The organism is Stenotrophomonas sp. GD04145 (assembly GCF_029835135.1).
Lineage (GTDB): Bacteria > Pseudomonadota > Gammaproteobacteria > Xanthomonadales > Xanthomonadaceae > Stenotrophomonas > Stenotrophomonas maltophilia_P.
This window is the reverse complement of the sequence record NZ_JAODZG010000002.1, coordinates 212308-231902: the sequence shown is the minus strand read 5'-3', so window position 1 is coordinate 231902 and position 19595 is coordinate 212308. Positions and strand designations below refer to the sequence as shown.

The 19595-nt window shown below is 61.8% G+C and carries 15 protein-coding genes; 13 read left to right on the top strand and 2 right to left on the bottom strand.

Annotated features, from left to right (window positions below; all coding sequences use genetic code 11):
• The 7 genes from N7367_RS02075 to N7367_RS02045 all read left to right on the top strand — a co-directional run.
• Nucleotides 1-726, top strand: a 726-nt coding sequence (locus N7367_RS02075; RefSeq protein WP_279941633.1) for a DUF2345 domain-containing protein, incomplete at its 5' end; no start/stop codon positions are given.
• Nucleotides 707-1618, top strand: coding sequence for a DUF4123 domain-containing protein (locus tag N7367_RS02070; RefSeq protein WP_279941632.1), 912 nt, complete (start codon nucleotides 707-709; stop codon nucleotides 1616-1618). The genes N7367_RS02075 and N7367_RS02070, both read left to right, overlap by 20 nt.
• Before the next feature lie 19 nt (nucleotides 1619-1637).
• Entirely contained in the window at nucleotides 1638-4838 is a 3201-nt protein-coding gene (locus N7367_RS02065) for a toxin VasX (protein ID WP_197601142.1), read from the top strand.
• Between the two features lie 5 nt (nucleotides 4839-4843).
• Entirely contained in the window at nucleotides 4844-5935 is a 1092-nt protein-coding gene (locus tag N7367_RS02060; protein ID WP_197601141.1) for a DUF6708 domain-containing protein, read from the top strand.
• A gap of 253 nt (nucleotides 5936-6188) precedes the next feature.
• A complete protein-coding gene (locus N7367_RS02055) occupies nucleotides 6189-7073 on the top strand; it encodes a DUF6708 domain-containing protein (protein ID WP_197601140.1) in 885 nt (294 codons plus the stop codon).
• A 55-nt stretch (nucleotides 7074-7128) separates the two neighbouring features.
• On the top strand, nucleotides 7129-8178 hold the full coding sequence (locus tag N7367_RS02050; RefSeq protein ID WP_279941631.1) for a DUF6708 domain-containing protein: 1050 nt from the start codon (nucleotides 7129-7131) through the stop codon (nucleotides 8176-8178).
• Nucleotides 8179-8237: 59 nt separating this feature from the next.
• A complete protein-coding gene (locus N7367_RS02045; protein WP_279941630.1) occupies nucleotides 8238-9179 on the top strand; it encodes a DUF6708 domain-containing protein in 942 nt (313 codons plus the stop codon).
• Nucleotides 9180-9229: 50 nt separating this feature from the next.
• Here N7367_RS02045 and N7367_RS02040 read toward each other — a convergent pair whose 3' ends face one another.
• Nucleotides 9230-9979: a hypothetical protein gene (locus N7367_RS02040; RefSeq protein ID WP_279941629.1), complete on the bottom strand. Its 750-nt coding sequence runs from the start codon at nucleotides 9977-9979 to the stop codon at nucleotides 9230-9232.
• A gap of 209 nt (nucleotides 9980-10188) precedes the next feature.
• Between N7367_RS02040 and N7367_RS02035 the strand changes: the two genes are divergently transcribed.
• The 6 genes from N7367_RS02035 (at nucleotide 10189) to N7367_RS02010 (ending at nucleotide 18386) form a co-directional block, all read left to right on the top strand.
• A complete protein-coding gene (locus N7367_RS02035) occupies nucleotides 10189-11058 on the top strand; it encodes a M15 family metallopeptidase (protein ID WP_279941628.1) in 870 nt (289 codons plus the stop codon).
• Nucleotides 11059-11163: 105 nt separating this feature from the next.
• Entirely contained in the window at nucleotides 11164-11424 is a 261-nt protein-coding gene (locus tag N7367_RS02030; RefSeq protein WP_053518398.1) for a PAAR domain-containing protein, read from the top strand.
• 42 nt (nucleotides 11425-11466) lie between these two features.
• Nucleotides 11467-12900 (top strand): hypothetical protein, encoded by a 1434-nt coding sequence (locus N7367_RS02025; protein WP_279941627.1) that lies wholly within the window; start codon nucleotides 11467-11469, stop codon nucleotides 12898-12900.
• 16 nt (nucleotides 12901-12916) lie between these two features.
• A complete protein-coding gene (tssM, locus tag N7367_RS02020; RefSeq protein ID WP_053518395.1) occupies nucleotides 12917-16618 on the top strand; it encodes a type VI secretion system membrane subunit TssM in 3702 nt (1233 codons plus the stop codon).
• Nucleotides 16615-17598 (top strand): type VI secretion system-associated protein TagF, encoded by a 984-nt coding sequence (gene tagF, locus N7367_RS02015; protein WP_053518394.1) that lies wholly within the window; start codon nucleotides 16615-16617, stop codon nucleotides 17596-17598. The genes tssM and tagF overlap by 4 nt, the downstream gene beginning before the upstream one ends.
• 2 nt (nucleotides 17599-17600) lie before the next feature.
• Nucleotides 17601-18386: an OmpA family protein gene (locus N7367_RS02010; RefSeq protein WP_111185953.1), complete on the top strand. Its 786-nt coding sequence runs from the start codon at nucleotides 17601-17603 to the stop codon at nucleotides 18384-18386.
• Between the two features lie 56 nt (nucleotides 18387-18442).
• Here N7367_RS02010 and tssA read toward each other — a convergent pair whose 3' ends face one another.
• Entirely contained in the window at nucleotides 18443-19501 is a 1059-nt protein-coding gene (tssA, locus tag N7367_RS02005; RefSeq protein ID WP_074899139.1) for a type VI secretion system protein TssA, read from the bottom strand.
• Nucleotides 19502-19595: the final 94 nt, after the last annotated feature.

The window sequence follows — 19595 nt, the reverse complement described above, 5'->3', positions numbered from 1 at the left end:
AAGCAGCTGGCCGAGTCGGCAGGCAAGCAGCAGGCGCAGCTGCCTGGCGAGGCGGCCGAATTGCCGGTGGACACGACGCTGACCGAACTGCAGGAGACCCTGCGCGCCACCCACAGTGGCAGTGCGGCGGGCAGCATTGCCGGTGGCGAGGGTGAAGCGCCGGGCTGGAGTGCGCCTGTCCTGCTGGGCAGTGGCGTGGCCGGCGTGCTGAGCCTGACCCCGGCCGACCAGGTGTGGGTCAGTGGCACGCATACCACGCTGGCCAGCGGCGTGGCACTGAACTGGATGACGCAGGGCTCCTTGACGATGGCCGTGGCCGGCGGGCTGGTGCTGTACACCGCCGGCATGGAACCCAGCGGCGAGAGCCCGAACCAGGAGCGCGGCATCGCGCTGCATGCGGCGCAGGGCAAGGTGAGTGCGCGTGCGCACAAGAACCAGGCGATCGTGGCCGCAAAGACGCAGGTACGCATCGCGAGCACCGAAGCGGACGTGCAGCTGTCGGCGCCGAGCAAGCATCTGCTGGCGACGGCGGCCGGGGCCTACATCCGGATCGAGGGCGACAACATCGAACTGGGCGCGCCGGGCAAGGTGGAATTCAAGGCGAGCCAGAGGGAATGGCTGGGGCCGGCGAGTGTGCCCGGTGAGGCGAAGGTGCCGTCCGGTGCATTCAGAGGTTGCGATTACAGGAATCAGGCAGCAGCGGCCGATGGAGCGGCAATTGTCTAATACAATCGACGCAGCGCTGCAGGTCATCGCTGACGCGGTCCGCGATGTGGACGGCTCGAAGCGGTGGAGCGTACACCTGTTAATCGATCCAACTCTGGCAGACCCACTATCACTATTGGAAGCCGAGGGAAGGGAGAGGGTCAGAGTCTCTATAAGCAGAACATTGATGAGCGAGGCTCATTGTCCCTACCTAGTTCCCGTCCGCGAAGTCGGCCGGGATCCACTGATTGATGCCGCACTTGACCGTGCGATGTGTGAAGTTGAGGGTAATTCATCCGTTCCCCCTGGTGCGCGATCTGTATGCGCGTTCATAGCTAGCAGGGTCTCTGCCATTGAGATAGCGAGAAGCCTTGCGCGCCGCGCAGCCGTTTCCTCTGGCGGAGAACGCAGGTTGTTCCGCTTCTGGGACCCGAGGGTCATGGATCTTCTACCCCAATTCATCAGCTTTGATGAAATCCGTAATCTGGTTGCTCCGGTCGAACGTTGGTGTTGGATTGCAAGGGATGGAAGGGCCGAAGTGCTTGAGTTGGCCGATGCATCTCCAGCGAGCGGCCCACATCGTCCTCTAGATCCCGGTCGATTCATGAACTTCGGACGCATCAACAAAGTAATTGACTCTCTTAACCTTGACTCGGCGTCCTATCGCAAGATCGATTGCGCCAAGATAGATCGCGACATCCGAGCGGGCGAGCGGCGATGGCGGCTGCAGACTGAATACGAGATGGTCAGCTATGCGCTTCATCGTCATCTCGTTGGAGACCACTTCGACGATGACGATGAAGTAAGACATCTCATGGAGAGTGCAGTTCAGAAGGGCGACTCACCAATCGTTGCGCTTGAGTCGCTCAGCGAGCAGTTCTGGGCATCCTTCTCTGGGCGCCAGGGTCTTTAGGGTTAAAAGGGAGCAGAATATGGCAGACACCGGAATCGTCGGCGCGCGCACTAAAGCCAAGGCAAAAACTCAACAGGCGTCGGGGGATAAGTGTCCGAATTGCGTGAAGGAGGGGTTGGCCATTCTCCCGGTCACCTACACTGCGCTGCCGGCTGGCATGAGGCCACTTGGCCCTTTCGCCAGCACTGTGCAAGGCATGTCACCCGAACTCGCCCGAGGCCTGACAGCCTTGGACAACGGCTTCTCCGGCGAGGAAGAGGTCAAGCATCACTGGTACGTGATGAGGGCGTTGCCAGCAGGTTTTCTATACGTTCTGAAAGTCGATGGCTCCTGGGATGCTTATGAGATCAATAAACTGGGATTGCTGAGGCGATCTCCGGTTGACCTCCTGCCGCACGAACCCGGGCCGGAGGCGGCGTGCTCGCGAGCGGAACACAATGCGCACGCGCTTCAGGCTATCGTGCTCGACCCCAAGAAGGACGAGAAGGTATGGATCGCATATAGCCGATATCGTTGGACGAGAGGCGTTCTTGCAGGCTACGCAAAGGATGAAGATGGCCGTCGGGCTAAGCGCATGTTGGAGCTGGATGTTGTGACTGCCGCTTCGGCTCAAACGCTCGGTGCTGGAAGCAGCATCCCATGCGCAATGCAACTGCCAGAGCGCTTGGATGGATATGTGGCGGACTATGCACCTGCAGTAGTGCGGAGCCGAATCAACGAACATCTTCTGGAGCCACTCTACGAGCGCGGACTCTCCAGTGAGTTCTTGATGCTTGATCCCAAGTCGCCATTCTTCATCAAGTCGACGATGGATAGAATTTCTCGGAATGTCCCGCGAAAAACAGGCATTTTGCTTGTTCTGCCTGACGCTGTGGGCGTCACTGCTCAGATCAATCACAACAGAAACCGGGCATCGGCACTTGCTGCAGACGCTTCAGGAATGGTCGATTCCGAGAAGGCCAGGCGACGTGTTGTATCGGAGATGATTGAGGGGATCAGGGCTAGTGCGGAGGCCAACCCTGGTCCGTGGTGGAACAAGAACTATGGGCCAGAGCGCTATCTCAAGCATATCGACGAGGCGAAGTGGCGCGAAGCCCTTGCTACCTCGGAGGAATTCAAGCGCTACATCGAGCAAACGAAGGCTATCGGCGCTGACTTCTGCATATGGAAGGAGTCTGTCGCTTGGGACGCGCAGCAGCGCTATGACTTCGATAACGAAGACCACCGCAGTGCACTGGACTTTGAGTCGATGGTCATTCAGTGCGTCGCTGGTTCGGGAATCGATGAGAACGAAAGAAAAGTCGTCTGGGAGCGTGTGCTTGATCTCCCGGACTCAGATCCTGGGAATTGGTTCTCGAAAGCGCTAGCCGCCTCGGATGACGCGGCACTGAAGCTGATGGAGAACGCGCCACCAACGTTCAAGGATAAGCTTGATTCTGTTGGACTTGCAAAGTCCATTGCAGCTGAAATGCTGATTGGCAATGGTGCAATCGAGCGCATAAACAACATCAGGAGTTCGATCCGTATCCAGCGCGCAGCAAATCAGGCGACCGCATCGCTTATCGAGACTGCGACGGGAGTTATGGGGCGACTGCAACAGAGCAGGCCAGACCAATTTGCCATGCTTTTACGAAGAGTTACGATCGCAGGTCTCATTCGAGATGATTTAGTGCCTGCGCCGGAGGTGCATAGGACCACATGGCAGCGGATCTCGCAATGGATGATGGAAGTGGCCACTGGTCCTGCAAGAATTGATCCGAGAGCTGCCGTCAGCATGGGGCCGATGATCGACGGCATGGAGTATATGAGAACTCGGGGCAACCTCCGCCAAGAGGGGTGGGTGTTGTCTGAGGCGGTGAACGGTGCGGTTCTCTTTTCTGAGCCCCGAACACAGGATGAGATGGCAGAGGTCGCCTTGTGGATTGTTCGACGAGTGCAGAGCGGTGTGCAGTTGGATGAGACGGCTCTGCGCCGGTTAGGACTTGAGGCCATTGAAACCAGAATCCCATCTACGCATGTCCCTGAGAATCCACTCCTGCGAAGTCATTTGAGCAGAATCGCCACGCGTGCAGATGCAATGATGAGTTCGGCCGTCCTTCTCTTTCAGGCGACATCCATTTGGGGGGCGATTTCTGAATTTAAGAAAGGAAACAATAGGGCCGAAAATGGAGTAAAGCTTTTCGCGGCAGGACTGGCGGCAGTCAGTGCCGGCCTTGAGCTGCGCGTCGCCGTTCAAGTTCTTGTTGCCCGCACCCCAGCGACCGAACTGGTACCGGTGACAGCTTTTGCCGCAAAGCTTGGATTGTATGCGGGCGTTGCCGACGGTCTGTTCACCGTATTTCAAGGGGCACAAAAGGTTGCGAAGGGGGACTCCGATTCTGGATGGTGGACGGTTGGCTCGGGTGCAGCAGCGATCGCGGGGTCGGTTGCCGCGTTTGGATTCACTACCGCTGCATTAGGCGCCACTGCTGGTGGCGCGGCGTCCGCAACTGTCCTTGGGATAACACTTGGCCCAGTGGGATGGCTGCTCATTGCCGTGGCAGCTCTGGGGCTTGCCGTGTACATGGCGATCCAAGCGTTCGGTACTGCTGATGATGAGCTTTCTCCTGTTGAATTCTGGTTGGATAACGGTATTTTTGGGCTGCGCAAGCGGATTTCCGGTGAGATTGTCAAGAAGAATCCTTTTGCGATAGCGGGCAGTGAAACCGTTGCAGCATTCTCTGGGCTTGAAGATGAGGTCTATCAGTTTCAACGAGTGACCCTGGTTGCAGCTGCGGACCTGAGTCCGATAGCCAATGGGAATGCGACACTCGGTGTTTATGAAATTGCCCTCCCTCGATATGCGGAAGGCACTTCATTGTCCGTCACATTTTTTGGATTTACAGAAGATGGTAAGAAGGTCGTAATTTCATCCTTTGATCTACAGGACGGTGAGCCCCGAGAGCGCAATTTCAAGAGGAACATCAGGCTTACTGGAGGTGAGGGGCAGCCCGATGTTGAAGTGGATGAGAGTGGCGCTGCGGTGGTGAAAGGGCGGCTGGGCTCTGGTCGTGGAATGATAGTCGGTGTGATGAACACAATCGGAAGGTGGTTCGACGATAAAGCTGAGCGCTACACGGAAGTGGTCGGCTTCGGAATGAAGCTTTCCTATTTCCCCGATAGAAATGCCATTCCTTCGTTGTCGACGAATCTTGAGTTCCCTACGGCTAGAAAGAAATAATTATCATGAACAGAAGTGCTCGCGATGCTCTGTTTGGTATGAGTAGGCTCCCGGAAAAGAGTGGGGGCTGGGGAAAATTTCTCGGGAGCGGGAAAGATCCTCAAGGCCAGGAGCCAGCCTCCGTAAAGGCGATTCAGTCACTCAACGATTCGTTCATGGTATTTGTTCAAGGGGGGCAGGCCTCGAGCAGGGGCTTCGCTTTCGTGCTTGGACTGGTAATCGGATGCGCCGGATTGAGTATGGTTTTCGCTGATGTCGTAATGGGGGGGCTTCTCTCCAGCCGGAATTTCTGGCCCCATGCGGCGGCGGCATATGGAGTGCTTCTCGTGATTTCGGGTGGGTTCTTTGCATGGTCAATAGCATCGGTGGTGCGACCTATGGCGCCATCGGTAGTGCTGAGTAGAAGGCATCGGCGCTTCTATTCATGGCTCGGACCCAAGATTGGGTGGGTGACAATGCACTATGACAAAGTTCAGCCCGTCTCCATGGTATCCAGAAGCTACAGCATGGCGGGCGCGGCCACCGGCTATGTGCTCGCCGTTGTGGACGTTGATGACTCGGATGGACGGATTAAGGCATATGTGCCATTGACGCAGCCTCATAGGGATGTTCGTGCGCCTGAGATGATCTGGGAGTTCGTTCGGGGATACATGGACGGGCAGCCTGAAAGCTTGCCGGAAGTGGATCCGTTGCCGTCACCTGATGATCCAAAGGCAGACTTGGTGCTGATGGATCGTCGGCTCTACGGAGGTCTCATAGATGATCGTCATCGGGTCAAGTCGGGTGCCTTTCCTCTGCTGTACGTTGGGATCGTCGGGGCCTTTATGTACTGGTTCGAGAAGGCCGGGCTCTGGATCTCCCGTATGGCGCCTAGGCCTGAGTGGCCAGACGAGATTCGCACTGAGATGGCGCTGGAAGGGCACAAAAACTCCTTCCGGGTCAGGAGGCTGACAGAGGCGGAGCAATTGGCGTATTCGGGAAGATTGACTCACTTGACCAGGCGTTGGGCGCTGCTTGGAACCATATCAGCGATTATTATCTTCATGATGTTTGCTGTCCTTGGCGTGCCTCCTTGGTTTACTGGCGCTAGATTCTAGAGTCGTCGCAGCGTAGGTGACGCTGCCCGACGTATGCACAGCATGGGCCACTTTGCTCTAACTCGCGCATACGCCATCTGATGGAGTGCAATTGGATTACGCAGGCATCAATTCAGGAAGCCTCCGATTCGCAGTAAATCGGCCTTTGACTGATGATGAAAGGCGGGCACAGCTGGATGTCTCCAGGTCTGCGGGTGTTCAGGCGAGGAGCGGCTTGTCCGTCATCAGATTCAACTCCGCTTTCATGGAGGTCGTGGATCGCTGGTATCCAGTCAAAGGCTTCAATGTTTGGCTCTCGCTTCTTGGGGCGCTTGTATTCATCCCAACCTCGGCCTATCTCCTGATTCACGTCATCATCATGGAGGAGCCCTTCAAAGAGGATGAGCGCTGGATTCTGTGGTGCTTCTGGGCCTTTATCGTTCCCGTGTCGGTATTTATTCTTGCCGGTATTGTCTGGTTGTTCAGGAGTGAATGCTTCAGGTGGACGCACTACCCGATCCGCTTGGATAGAGTCAATCGGAAGGTTCATTTTTTTCGACAGGATGGCACGGTCGCGTCCGGTGACTGGGATCGACTGTTCTTCTTCGTCGGCGAGTCAACAACGCCGCCCATCGGAAGAACCAACGACATTCGTGTTCACTTCTTGTCTGATGATGGGAAGACAGTTCTGCAGACCTACTCCTTGGGCTATGAGTACATGGGAGGGCTTCAGGACCTGCTGGGAATGTGGGAGTTCTTGCGCCTGTACATGGAGGGCGAGGACGATGTGATCGAACGGCTTTGCAAAGAGATCCCGCTCTGCATGCCGATCCATGATCGAAAGGAGGGGTTTGTTTTTGGCGTCGCCCGCACCTTCGCCAATTTCATTCACTGGCCTTGGTTGCACCTTCTAGCCTCATTGCCTTTCAGTTTCATTTCCTTGGGCCGCTGGCTCGCCATGACCACAAGTCGCGTTCCGCAATGGCCTTCAGAAGTAGAAGCTACATGTGTGATTGATGAGGCGGATCGTTTCCAGCTCGATTGGCGGGACAATGCGCCGCTTGGCTTCCTGGACAGAACATGGCCGTTGATTTGCACCGTGGTTGGTATCGCGTCCGGCATATACATCGTCTATTTGATCGAACGTTCGCTTGGTTGATAACCGTGCTGTACCGACTTAATATGACCCAGAATTGATGGAGTTAGGGCTGCCGATGAGTCAATTTGCGGGTTGGCTTGGCCAGAGGTATTGCAACAACCGCCCCCTTTCCGGATATGAGAAAGGTGCAGATGTTCGAAAATTCGATTCGTCAGGCGTCACGCCACTTGATCAGGGGATCGTGTACCTTGATGACGACTACATTGAGTACGTCGACCGCCATTTCCTCTATCGTGGCTGGGGCGCGATGTGGGGGTGCGTGATCCTCGGTCTTGTATTGGTTTTCGTTCTGGCATTTGTGTATGCAACTCTCGCGATGCACGCCGAGGGAAAGTCCATTAGTTCTGAGATGACGATTACGGTCGGCGTCCTCTCTGTCCTCATGCTCGGTTTCGCTGCCTTCACCTACCGGATGCTTCTTGGTAGAGATATATTCAGATATCAGTACTACCCCATCCGATTCGATAGGCGTGAGAGGAAAGTCCACATCTTCGCAGGGGGGCGAAGGGGCGTAATTTCAGTGCCATGGTCAAGTGTCAATTTCGTCATTGGGAGGGACAAGCCTCTTGGGCCGGATGAAGGTGCCACGTATGACCTGCGTGGATTGGTCATGAAGGGAGATCAGGTCGTCCATACCTTTGCAGTTGGTTCGGATAGCGGGTCCAATCCTGGCATCACGCTCGCACATTGGGAAATGATCAGGCGCTTCATGGAGGATGGCCGCTCTGCACTTCCGTTTCCTCCGCTTCAGCTGTACACATCGGTGGCGCCAACGTTGCGAAATGCATTCATCATCCATGTGTCTTCCGCTGGCGCGGGACTGATGTGGATAGCGCTGCCCGTGACATTGCCTTGGGCGCTATTCCGTTTCCTGACAATGAAATTGTGCCGCAGGCCAGTCTGGCCAGTGGGGGTGATCAGGCGCGAGGTATCTGACGACTCGGGCGCAGCTCCGCTCCGTGCACCCGTCGTATACGGACGCGTAAATCGCGTGGAAGGTCGTGCCGATGAAATGGAGCGCTTCTGGAAGGACTCGATCACGGCAGCCAAGGCCCGTAACGATGTGATTCGTCAGCAGCTGCAGGCAACCTCGTTGAATGCGTGAAGTGGGCGTTGGATGCATGGCGTGGCATTCTCGCTCAGACGAGTGAGCGAGGATCACGGATGTACAGCGGCTGGATGCGCAGTTTCCCGACGGATCGCTTTCTCTCGGCGCAGGAGAGCGCCTCGCGTTTCGATCCTCGGGTCGCCGAGGAGGTTGCACCTGACGAACGTGCGTCGTTGGTTCATTTCAACTCGACCTACATCGATCTGATCGACCGAAGGTTCCGCCTGCGCGGAATGGTCTCGACCACCATGGTCCTGCTGGGGACACTGGCCCTGTTCCTGTTCGGTTTCTTCCTGCTTTTCACGCTGGTGATCCCGAACCTGGAAGGCGACTTCTGGGACTGGGTGATGTACGCCATGGTCGGCGTGTGCGTGGTCGGTGCCCCGGTGCTGTTCTGGCACACGACGCTGCGCTACGAGTTCTTCACCTATGTCTGGTATCCGACACGGTTCAACCGGCGCAACCGGACGGTCTATTTCTTCACGGGTGGGGAAGAGGGCGCTGTATCCGTCCCATGGGAAGAGGCCGTGTTCTACATCGGGCAGGGGACCAGCCAGGCCTTCCTGCGCGACCTGCGCTGCAGCATCCTTGAGGATCGGGTGATCAAACGGACCTTCGCGGTGGGCCATTACTTCGACGACGAACAGAAGATCCGCGGCATCTGGGAGTTCATTCGCCGCTACATGGAGCAGGGGCCGGCAGAGGTGGTCGATACCATCGAGGGTCGCCAGATGAATCTGTCCGTGACGCCGTCATGGCGCAACTGCTACCTGTTCGTGGTGGCCAGTCTCGGTCCCAGCCTGCTGGGCGCGCGCTTCATCCTGATGCCCTTGCTGCTGCCCTTGGTGTTGTGCAGATGGCTGGTCCTTCGATCCTGCCGCGCGCCCGTGTGGCCACAGTGGGTGGAAGACGAGTGCGCAATCGATGCCAACGATCCTCTTCGGCTCGTGGAACCCGAGGTGATGGCGCAGTTCGAGCCCGATCGGCGTCCGCTCTGAGCGGGCCCGTGCGGCAGGCCCCTGCCCGCGTCAGCAGGCAGGGCTGAGGATCACATCGCCGGGCAGGCCGGATCCTTGCCGCTCACCGCCGCACAGATCCTGCGCCGGCAGTCCACGCCTTTCAGTGACGTGGGGCTGGGGCAGCTGCGCAGCTGCGCCTGGATGTTGGATTCGGTCGAGGCGGACTTCTTGCTGGCCACGCGCTCGAACGCGGCGCGCTCGTCTTCGGCGCGTTTGCGCTGGTCTGCTTCGATCTGGGCAATCAGATCATCCATGCTCTGAGGCTGGGCCTTGGCTTTTGCCTTGGCCTTGTCCTCTTCCTTGATGATGCCGAGCAGGGTGCCGAGCAGATTTTCATCGCCCTTGCCTGCGGTACCGGCGGCGCGACTGCTGCGTTCACCCGGCTGGACGCCCCGTGCCCGCGTCGTTGCAGCGGTGCCGGTGGCTGCGGCAGCGCCCGCAGCAGCGGTTGCCGCGTCAGCGGCAGGAGCGGGTGGGCTCCCGGTGGTGGCCGGCAGCGCCGGCTCAGTCGGAGAAGCGGGTGCATCGACGATCATCGCGGCACCTTCACCCGGTGCCACCGACGGGGCGTCCGGGTGCCCGGTCACATGGCCGGTGTCGGGTGTCAGTGAATACTCGGACGGGTCGCTGTAGTCATTGTTACCGGACAGACCCCAGGCGGTCAGCCCGGCGATGACGACCACGGCACTGGCCAATGCCAGCCACAGGACCGTACGGCGTTTGCCGCTGGACGGCGCGCGTGCGGCACGTGGCGACGCGGTTGCCTGCCGGCCCTCCATGTCTGCCAGAATACGGCCCGAATTCGGGGCCTGGCCCTTTGCCTGCGCTCCCCCTGAGAGCAGACTTGGCCGATTGATTCCGCCATTATTCAAGTGCATCCAGCCCTTGGTTTGAGTCGGCAACTGCCGAAGCGAATTTGCGCATTCTTAGTGAAAGCGGTTGGGGCGTCAACCAGATCGCGTGTCAGGGAGGACCGGTGTTGCCAATCGTGGTTGCTGCCATTGCCGTCGTACTGTTGGTGGCCGGCGTGTGCTGGGTACTGTTGTTCCCCGAGACGGTCGAATCGCTGCGTCAGACGATCGCGAAGCGTCTGGGCGGATTCCGTCGTCGGGCGGGGCAGGTGGGTGACAGGGTCGGTCACGGCGCCACCCGCGTGCGCAGTGGGGTTCGTGAAGAGGTCGGAGCCGTGCACGGGGCGCTGCGGCGTCATTGGCTCATTCTGGTTGTCGCCGTAGCGTTGCTGCTGATTCCTCCAACTGTGATATTCGTCACGCGGCAGACCGTGGTGCTGGAGGATTTCAGGGGCGATGATCTGGCGGAATCGAGTTCGATGGTCGCCCAGCTGCTACGCGGGGAGCGGCTGACGCCGCCGCCGCCGCCGCCGCCGGAGGTGTTCACCACTGCCGAAGTGCGTCGTTTGCGGCCTGAAATCGTCACGGCTGATCGCAAATGGGATCAGATCGATCCCGATCTGCAGCAGCGCGTGCTGGCCATCTATGAGGTCATGCGACGCCAGTACGGTTACGAAATGGTGCTGATCGAAGGCTATCGCAGTCCGCAGCGGCAGGCCGAACTGATGGCCGGTGGCAAGGCGACGCGGGCCGGTGCCTGGCAGAGCTGCCACCAGTATGGGCTGGGCGTGGACAGCGCACCGATCCGCGATGGCAAGCTGCAATGGGACATGGAAGATCCGTGGACCCGGCGTGGGTACTTCCTGTACGGCGAGCTGGCTGAACAGGCGGGCCTGGACTGGGGCGGAAACTGGCGGAGCATCAAGGACTATGTTCACGTGGAAATGACGGACCGCTGCCGCGCCGCCCGGGTGGCAAAGCGCGAGGAACTGTCCCGTCAAGGGTGATAACCGCACGGCGGTACTGGTATGGTTACGCCGATGGCCTGCGTCGTCGGGGGAACCGGGGGGCGATGGAACGCCGGGTCACACATGGATCAAGGAGCATGATGGATGGCACGACCGTTTATCGTCGTCGGTGACCCGCTCAGCCACGGAGGGACCGTGGTGGCGGGCACCGGACAGACCGACATCAATGGCAGGCCGGTGGCGCGCGTCGGTGATCGTGCGTTGTGCGCCGTGCATGGCGCGACCACGATTGTCAGTGGCGACGCGACAGTGCTCATCGACGGTCAGCCGGTGGCGCGCGACGGCGACCGCACCGCGTGTGGAGCGACGCTGGTCGCTTCACAGGCCATGACCGGTCTGCGTTGACCTGCGCGGTCGACAGGAGCAGCGCATGGAGCAGGGCAACTGATGGCAGGATGGCTGGGCAAAGCAGCTTCGGTGGTGATGATCTTCGTCGCCACCTGGGGCGCGACGATTCTCTACTGGCGCAACAGCGGCACGGTACCGACCGGCATGCAGATGCTGGCCTACCTGGGCCTGCTGCCCGTCGGCCTGAGCGGTGCCGGCTTCATGCTGCGTGGCGCCGCGCGCCGTGGCGTCGATGCGGCGCTGGACAAGGCTGCGGCCAACGATGGGGAGCCGACCAAGGGCAAAGGCGAAGCCGTCGCGACGAAGGTGATGGTGCCGCCATCGGTGGCGTTGATTGCCGGTGGCCTCAGGCTGGGTGTGGATCTGGATGCCCAATCATGGCTGGCTGCTGCCGCTGCGCCGCCGCGTCCGACGCTCGATGGCCGCTTCCGCGACAACTACAACCTGCCGGTGCGCATGAGCGCGGCGCAGGACCTCGATGAGTTCCTGGTGCTGCAGGCCCGTCAGGACGGCATCGACACCGCAGCCCACGAACGGCGTGCGCTTGCCCTGCTGCAGCCGGTGCTGGAGGAACTGCTGGAGGCAGCATCCGCGGCGCTGCCGGAAATCATGGCTTCCGAGGAAGTGGTGGTGGCCGGTCTGCGGCGTCGCGACGAACAGCGCGTGGAGAACGTACTGAGCGTCGAGCTGCTGGTGCCGGGCAGCTGGTCCGATGCGCTGCGCCCCTGGGTGCAGACATGGCTGCTGGAGCAGGCGCGGATGGCAGGCATCGATGCGCGCCGCTTCGATGTCCGGGTCACCTCGCTGGACGGCGCACGCGAGGTGTGGCCGCACCTGCAACGGGTGATCGACGCACTGGATCAGGGCGAGCCACGCTGGCACCTGCTGGTGTCCGCGTCTTCTTCGATCGATGCCGCCATCGTTTCCTCATGGCAGTCCTCCGGTGTGCTGGCAACCGCACAGAATCCGGATGGCCGCATACCGGGCGAGGGTGCCGCCGGCGTCCTGCTGGCGAGCCGGGGCGTTGCCCATGAAGGCGACGCGCGGCTGTGGCGCCCGCAACTGGTACGCGCCGAGCAGATCGAGGCGACCCGGCCGGCCGAACAGCGCCGTCAGCTGGCGACGCTCGCTGCGCAGTGGCAGCAGACGCTGGGCCTGGAGGGAGCACAGGCCCAGTTCGTGCTGCATGATGCCGATCACCGGGGCGATCTGATGGTCGATGCCGCCGCCATCACGGCGTCGCTGGCTCCCGACCTGGACTTCAGTCCGCAGAGCCTGGCGCTAGCGATCAGCGCAGGCGAACTGGGCCCGGTGCTGCCGTTGGCGCAGCTGGCACTGGCCCGCGCACAGCTTGACCGCCAGGCCGAGCCGGTGCTGTTGCTCGGCGTGGCCGACAACCATCAGCGACTGTTCGGCCTGGTCGACCCTCTTCCTTCCCCGACGCAGGCGGCCGATGCGCCGTCGGCCCCCTGACTTCCTGGATCCCTGCATGAGTTTGAGCAATTTCAGCTACTACCTGCGCGACTACCGTCTCTGGATGGTGCTCGGCCTGGTCGGTGCCGCTGCGCTGGCCCACTACGGTGAGGCCGAAGCAAGGCAGATCGGCATCTGGGTGGCCATCGTGCTGGCCGGCCTGCTGGTACTGGCGCTGCTGGTCTGGATCGTGAAGCGGATCCTGGCCCGTCGCGCGGCCAAGCGCGTGGAGGCGATGGTCAAGGATGAGGCGGACAAGGCGGTAGCCACCGCTCAACCCGCCCAGCGTGCCGATACCGAGGCGCTGCGCACGCGCATGATGGACGCGGTCAAGCAGATCAAGTCCTCGCGGATGGGCGTGCTGAAGGGCAACGCCGCGCTGTACGAGCTGCCGTGGTACGTGATCATCGGCAATCCGGCTGCGGGCAAGAGTACGGCCATCCTCAATTCCGGCCTGCAGTTCCCGTTCGAGGACAACCGCGGCAACGTCGTGCAGGGCATCGGTGGTACCCGCAACTGCGACTGGTACTTCACCACCAACGGTATCGTGCTCGACACCGCTGGCCGTTACTCGGTCAGCGTCGAGGACCGCATGGAGTGGCTGACCTTCCTCGGCCTGCTGAAGAAGAACCGCCCGCGCGCACCGATCAACGGCGTGATCATCGCCGCCAGCCTGGCCGAGCTGTCCGGCAGCAAGCCGGAGTTCGCGATCGAGCTGGCCAAGAACCTGCGCCAGCGCGTGCAGGAAATCACCGAGCGGCTGGAAGTGTTCGCGCCGGTGTACGTGCTGTTCACCAAGGCCGACCTCATCGCCGGTTTCAGCGAGTTCTTCCGCAACCTCGATCCCGGCGAGCGCGAGCATGTGTGGGGTGCGACGCTGCCGTTCGACGTGCATCAGCAGGGCGACGCGCTGGCGGCATTCGACAGCCATTTCGACGAGCTGGCCGAAGGCATCAAGGAAATGAGCCTGACCCACATGGCGATGCAGCGTGGCCGTGAAGTCTCGCCTGGGCTGCTGTCGTTGCCGCTGGAGTTCGTCGGCATCAAGCCGGCGCTGCGCACCTTCATCGCTACGCTGTTCGAGGACAACCCCTACCAGTTCAAGCCGGTGTTCCGTGGCTTCTACTTCTCCAGCGCACTGCAGGAAGGCCGTTCGGTGCATCACGCGTCCGAACGCGTCGGCCGCCAGTTCAACCTGGAGCGCGGGTCCAATGTCGATGAGGCGCCGACCGGCCATACCGCGTTCTTCCTCAAGGACCTGTTCCGCAAGGTGATCTTCGCCGACAAGGAACTGGTCCGGCAGTATTCCAGCCCGCACCAGAACCGGCTGCGCTATGGCGTGTTCCTGGGCGCAGTGGGTGTGCTGGCGCTGGCGCTGGGCCTGTGGACCTGGTCGTACACCACCAATGCCCAGCTGGTGGCCAATGCCACCAAGGACCTGGATCAGGCCGTGCGCGTGCAGAAGGACCGCATGGACCTGAAGTCGCGCATCGACGCCTTGCTTCTGCTGCAGGATCGCATGGAGCAGCTGGACCGTTATGGCAAGGAGGGCGGCATCACCACCCATCTGGGCCTGTACCAGGGCACCGCGATCCGCGAGAAGCTGCTGCGTGAGTACAACCACGGCATGCAGCAGGTGATGCTGGCGCCGACCGTCTCCAATCTGGAGAACTATCTCGGCCAGGTGGTCGCCGAGCGCGACAAGCTTGGGCAGGGCAGCAGCGCTGCCGCCGAGAGCGAGGTGCTGTATCAGAACGCATCGCCGACCAGTACCAACGATGCGTACAACGCACTGAAGACCTACCTGATGCTGGGTAACCCGAAGTACGTCGAAGGTGCTCACCTGTCGCAGCAGCTGACGCTGTTCTGGCGCACCTGGCTGGAGGCCAACCGCGGCCAGATGAGCCGTGAGGAGATGGTGCGCGCGGCCGAGAAGCTGATGACCTTCTACGTAGCGCAGGCGGGCCAGCCCAGCTGGCCGCAGATACAGAACAAGGTCACGCTGGTGTCCGACACGCGTCAGGCGCTGGGGCAGGTGATGAAGGGGCAGCCGGCGATGGAGCGCGTGTACGCGCAGATCAAGGCACGTGCCGGCGCCCGCTTTGGAACCACCACCGTCGACAGCCTGGTGGGTGTGGAGCGCAACGGGCGCCTGATCAACGGCAGCTATGCGATTTCCGGTGCGTTCTCGCGCAAGGCGTGGGAAGAGTACGTAAAGGATGCGATCAAGGAAGCAGCCAATACCCAGCTGAGCACCACCGACTGGGTGCTGGGTACCACCGAGCAGAGCGATCTGTCGCTGGCCGGCAGCCCCGAGCATGTCTCGCGCGAGCTGGTGACCCTGTACAAGAACGACTACGCGCGCGAGTGGAGCAAGTTCGTGCAGGGCCTGAGCGTGGCCGAGTTCAGTACGTTCGACGAGGCGGTGGCCCGCATCAACAAGCTGGGTGATCCCGGCAACTCGCCGCTCCGTGTTCTGCTGGAGCGCATCAACGAGGAGACGGTATGGGACAACCCGCCGGCGCAGGCGCGTTCGAGCAAGGCGCGCAAGGGTTTCGTGGCCTGGTTCCAGCGCACCATCCTGCGCAAGGACCCGGCAGCGACGGCCGCCGCGCAGCCGGTGGGTCCGATCGGCAAGGCGTTCGAAGGCATCGCGCGGCTCACCAGTGAGCGTGGCGATCAGCCGGCAGTGATCACGGCCTACTTCGAGACACTGGGCAAACTGCGTGCGCGCCTGAATGCCATCAAGAGCCAGGGCGAAATCGGCGTGGGCACCCGCAAGCTGATGCAGGACACCTTCAGCAATGAAGGCTCCGAACTGAGCGCGGGCCTGGCGCTGGTCGACGAGCAGGTACTGACCGGGCTGGACGAGAAGCAGCGTGAAGCCCTGCGCCCGCTGCTGCTGCGCCCGTTGACCCAGACCTTCAGCGCCCTGATCCCGCCGACCGAGGAAGAGGTCAACAAGACCTGGAAGGCGCAGGTCTACGACCCGTTCAAGGCACGCATCGGACAGCAGTACCCGTTCAACCTCAACTCGGATGTGGATGCCGCACCGAGCGACATCGCCGGCATCTTCGGTGCCAGTGGCAGCATTGCCGCCTTCAACAAGGACGCGCTCGGCACGCTGGTGATCCAGCGCGGCCCGCTGCTGGAGACCCGCCGCTGGGCAGGGCAGGGTGTGAACCTGTCGGCTGAGCTGGTTGCCAACTATGGCAACTGGGTGAGCGGCTCTGCCGCCGGCGCGGCGCAGGACACCACGATCTTCGAGATCCTGCCGTCGCCGGCTGCCGGCGCGCTGGAGTACAGCATCGAGATCGATGGCCAGGTGCTTCGTTATCGCAATACCCCGCCGCAGTGGACCACCATGCAGTACCCGAACGCGGGTCAGGTGCCGGGCGTGAAGATCACGGCGGTGACCGGCGATGGTCGTACCGTGGAGGTATTCAGTGCACCGGGCGCGAACGGCTTCAACCGCCTGATGGCCGAAGGCGAATACGAGCGCCTGGATGATTCCAGCCGTATCACCTGGAACGGCAATGGTGTGGCCGTGACGGTGGAAATGCGCATCGTCCGCCGGGCCGGCAGCGGCAGCGAGGGCGGCGGTGACTGGCAGCGTGGCCTGCAGCTTCCCGAGCGGGTGGCCGGTGGTACCCCTGCCGCGCCCGCGCCGGCGGCCACCGCGCCTGCTGCGGCACAGACCACGGGAGGTGCGCAATGAGCCGCGTCGTCAGTGCCGGAGTTTCCTACTTCGGCAAGGTGCCATCGCGCGGTGATTTCGTCCGTGCGGCCGACAATCACCAGCTGCTGGGCTGGCTGGACCGGTGGGCGGGCGAGAGCCTGGAACTGCTGAGCCAGAGCCCGGACTGGAAGCAGCGCTACGACGAGGCACCGGAGATTCACTACGCGTTCCTGGGTTCTCGCAGCAAGATGGTGCTGTGCGGGCACTTCCTGGCCAGCCGCGATTCCTCCGAACGCCGCTTCCCGCTGCTGTCCGCGCTGCGCCTGGATGCGCCGGAACCGTTGCCGTTCATCGGCCGCAGCCCGCTGGCGATGTCCAACGCCTGGTCCGGACTGGCCCGCCTGGCACGCCAGGCCTACCAGGAAAGCGACGCGGCGCAGGCGCTGGCGCAGCTGGCGGACGCACGTTTCAGCATCAGCACCGATCCCGGTGACTACAACGGCAGCTTCCAGGACTTCCTGGAGAGCACCTCCGTGGCAGACCTCGAGTCGCGCCTGCGTGATTCCGGTCACGGCGAGGTGGCGCTGCGACAGGTGCTGCCGGCACTGGGCCTGCTGCTGCAGCCGGTGCTCAGCGGGGGCGATGTCAACATCGACAAGGCGCTGGTGTTTCCGCTGGTCCGTGACCCGGCCTATCGCCCACTGGTGGCGGCATTCTGGCTGGATCTGCTGTCCAGCTTCGTCTCCCGCGGCGATTTCGAACTGGCGGTGCTGATCCGCAACGACGCTGCGCCGAGCATGATCGTCGGTTTCAACGGCGCCGACCGCCAGGTGCTGCGTGCGGTGCTGGACCCGGCGGAAGCCGGCGACTTCCTGATCCGGATCCAGCATTCGGAATGGGTGGACGACTATCTGCGCGGCGATTACAACCTCAACCGCTTCGGCAGCTTCCTCGACCGTGACGATCTGGCCCTGGCCACCGCACGCAAGCTGTTCGGCGAGACTTTCCTGGGAACCTGATGATGCGCTTGTGCAACCCTCTCTCCCTTGCGTTGCCGCTGCTGCTCGCAGCCGTGCCGCTGGCCGCGCAGAACGCGCCTGCTGCGGCACAGGCTGCCACCGAACGACCGGTGGTGATCGAAGGCGTGGTGCCTGACCAGGCGACCAAGGCCAAGCTGCTGAACAATCTGCGTGCCGTGTATGGCGCCGAGCGCGTGGTCGACCGCATCCAGGTCGAAACGATCGCGACCCCACCGAACTGGGGCGATTACGTGGCGGGCATGATCAATCCCGGCTTGAAGCGGGTGTCGCCCGGCAAGCTGGAAGTGAACGGACAGGCAGTGCGGATCACCGGTGAGGTTGGCAACGAAGCGCTGCGGCAGCAGGTGGCCAGCGACCTGAGTCTGGCCAGCAATACCAGCTACACCGTGACCAACGCGCTGAAGGTCGGCTCGCAGCAGAACGTGCTGGACCAGACGCTGGCCAACCGGATCATCGAATTCCAGAGTGGCAGTGCGCGTCTGACCCCGTTCGGCATGAGCATCCTCGACGAGATGGTCGCCAAGATGGCGCAGATGCCGGACAGCCGTTTCCTGATCATCGGCCATACCGACAATGTCGGGCAGCGCGAATCGAACCTGGCGCTCAGCCATGCGCGTGCGCTGTCGGTGAAGAACTACATGGTGTCCAAGGGCATTCCCGGCAGCCACATGGATGTCGTCGGCAAGGGGCCGGACGAGCCGGTGGCGGACAACACCAGCAACGATGGCCGCGCACGCAATCGGCGCATCGAGTTCAAGATCCAGTAAACATGACGGGGATCGGGCCAGACCCGATCCCCGCACGAGCGTGATCCGCAGGCAGATCAATCTTCTGGATTGACGTCCAGCATCTCTTCCATCTGTTCCAGCGTGCCGTGGTCCTTGATGACGCGCTTGAGCCAGACATGCAGCGGCATCTCGCCCCAGCGTGCGGCCTTCTCGGCGAGATAGGCCACGGGGCTGTGCGGTTCGGTTCGACGGAAGAACTCAGCGACCTGGCGCAGCTGCTGCAGCGCTTCCTTGCGCGAGCCGGGTGCACCCGCAGGGCCACGCGGTGCTGTCACCGGGGCCGCTTCGGACGCCGGCGCCTCATGGCCGAACGATGCATCTTCAAAATCGTCGGAGGAGGCTTCGGTTTCGCCATCGAGCAACACCCCGGCTTCGCGTGCGAAGCGCAGCACGGTGCGCTGCAGGTGTTCAAGCTGCTCACGCACCGCGCTGAAGCTTGGGCCATCCAGCCCCAGGCGGTTGTCGACCGCGGCCTGCAGTTCGGCCAGGGCCTGGCTGCAGTCGGGCAGGTCGTCGGCCAGCTGCCGGTAGAACCCGTGCTGGGTATCGCGGCGGGCGGCAGTGAGAATGTCCAGGCCAGGGCGGCCGTCATCCTCTTCGCCGCTGTTGGCACGGGCATGGGCATGCTCGAAGTCGGCGAGGCTGAAACGCCCCTGCGGCGCGACGGCAATCGGCACGGAGCGCAGCCATTGCAGCGAGTTGGTCAGCAACCAGCTCAGGTTGCCGATGCGCTCTTCAAAATCGCCGTCAGGTGCCTGCGGATGCACGTCATCCCAGTAGCGGTCGCACAGGCCGGCGGTGAGCCGGTAGCCAGCGGCGAGGCCCTGGAATCCTTCCAGCTGGGTGGCGGCTTCGCTGAGCCAGCCTGCCAGCCGCAGGTCCTTGGTCCGGGTCTGCAGCAGGTCGGTGGCATCACGCAGCACGCTGCTCCAGTCAGCGTACTTGATGTCGGTCTGCCACGCCCCCTGGTCCAGGGTCGGGTCGTCGGCACGACGGTTTTCGATGATCCGATCGAATTCAGCCGAGAACGACAGGTCTTCACCGGTCGGGGCGTGTTCCGAAATCGGGGCCAGCAGGGCTTCCTGATCCAGCATGGCGGGTCTCGTTGGGGACTGTGGGCGATTCTAGCCCGCCGATGTGAACGCGGTCGCGGGATTGGTCCGTCCAGGCATGCCTGAATACGGAATG

What these genes read in the sequence shown, in the direction of transcription:
- N7367_RS02070 (WP_279941632.1), top strand. Translation starts at nt 707, where the DNA reads ATGGAGCGGCAATTGTCTAATACAATCGACGCAGCGCTGCAGGTCATC.
- N7367_RS02065 (WP_197601142.1), top strand. Translation starts at nt 1,638, where the DNA reads ATGGCAGACACCGGAATCGTCGGCGCGCGCACTAAAGCCAAGGCAAAA.
- N7367_RS02060 (WP_197601141.1), top strand. Translation starts at nt 4,844, where the DNA reads ATGAACAGAAGTGCTCGCGATGCTCTGTTTGGTATGAGTAGGCTCCCG.
- N7367_RS02050 (WP_279941631.1), top strand. Translation starts at nt 7,129, where the DNA reads ATGAGTCAATTTGCGGGTTGGCTTGGCCAGAGGTATTGCAACAACCGC.
- N7367_RS02045 (WP_279941630.1), top strand. Translation starts at nt 8,238, where the DNA reads ATGTACAGCGGCTGGATGCGCAGTTTCCCGACGGATCGCTTTCTCTCG.
- N7367_RS02040 (WP_279941629.1), bottom strand. Translation starts at nt 9,979, where the DNA reads ATGGAGGGCCGGCAGGCAACCGCGTCGCCACGTGCCGCACGCGCGCCG.
- N7367_RS02030 (WP_053518398.1), top strand. Translation starts at nt 11,164, where the DNA reads ATGGCACGACCGTTTATCGTCGTCGGTGACCCGCTCAGCCACGGAGGG.
- N7367_RS02025 (WP_279941627.1), top strand. Translation starts at nt 11,467, where the DNA reads ATGGCAGGATGGCTGGGCAAAGCAGCTTCGGTGGTGATGATCTTCGTC.
- tssM (WP_053518395.1), top strand. Translation starts at nt 12,917, where the DNA reads ATGAGTTTGAGCAATTTCAGCTACTACCTGCGCGACTACCGTCTCTGG.
- tagF (WP_053518394.1), top strand. Translation starts at nt 16,615, where the DNA reads ATGAGCCGCGTCGTCAGTGCCGGAGTTTCCTACTTCGGCAAGGTGCCA.
- N7367_RS02010 (WP_111185953.1), top strand. Translation starts at nt 17,601, where the DNA reads ATGCGCTTGTGCAACCCTCTCTCCCTTGCGTTGCCGCTGCTGCTCGCA.
- tssA (WP_074899139.1), bottom strand. Translation starts at nt 19,501, where the DNA reads ATGCTGGATCAGGAAGCCCTGCTGGCCCCGATTTCGGAACACGCCCCG.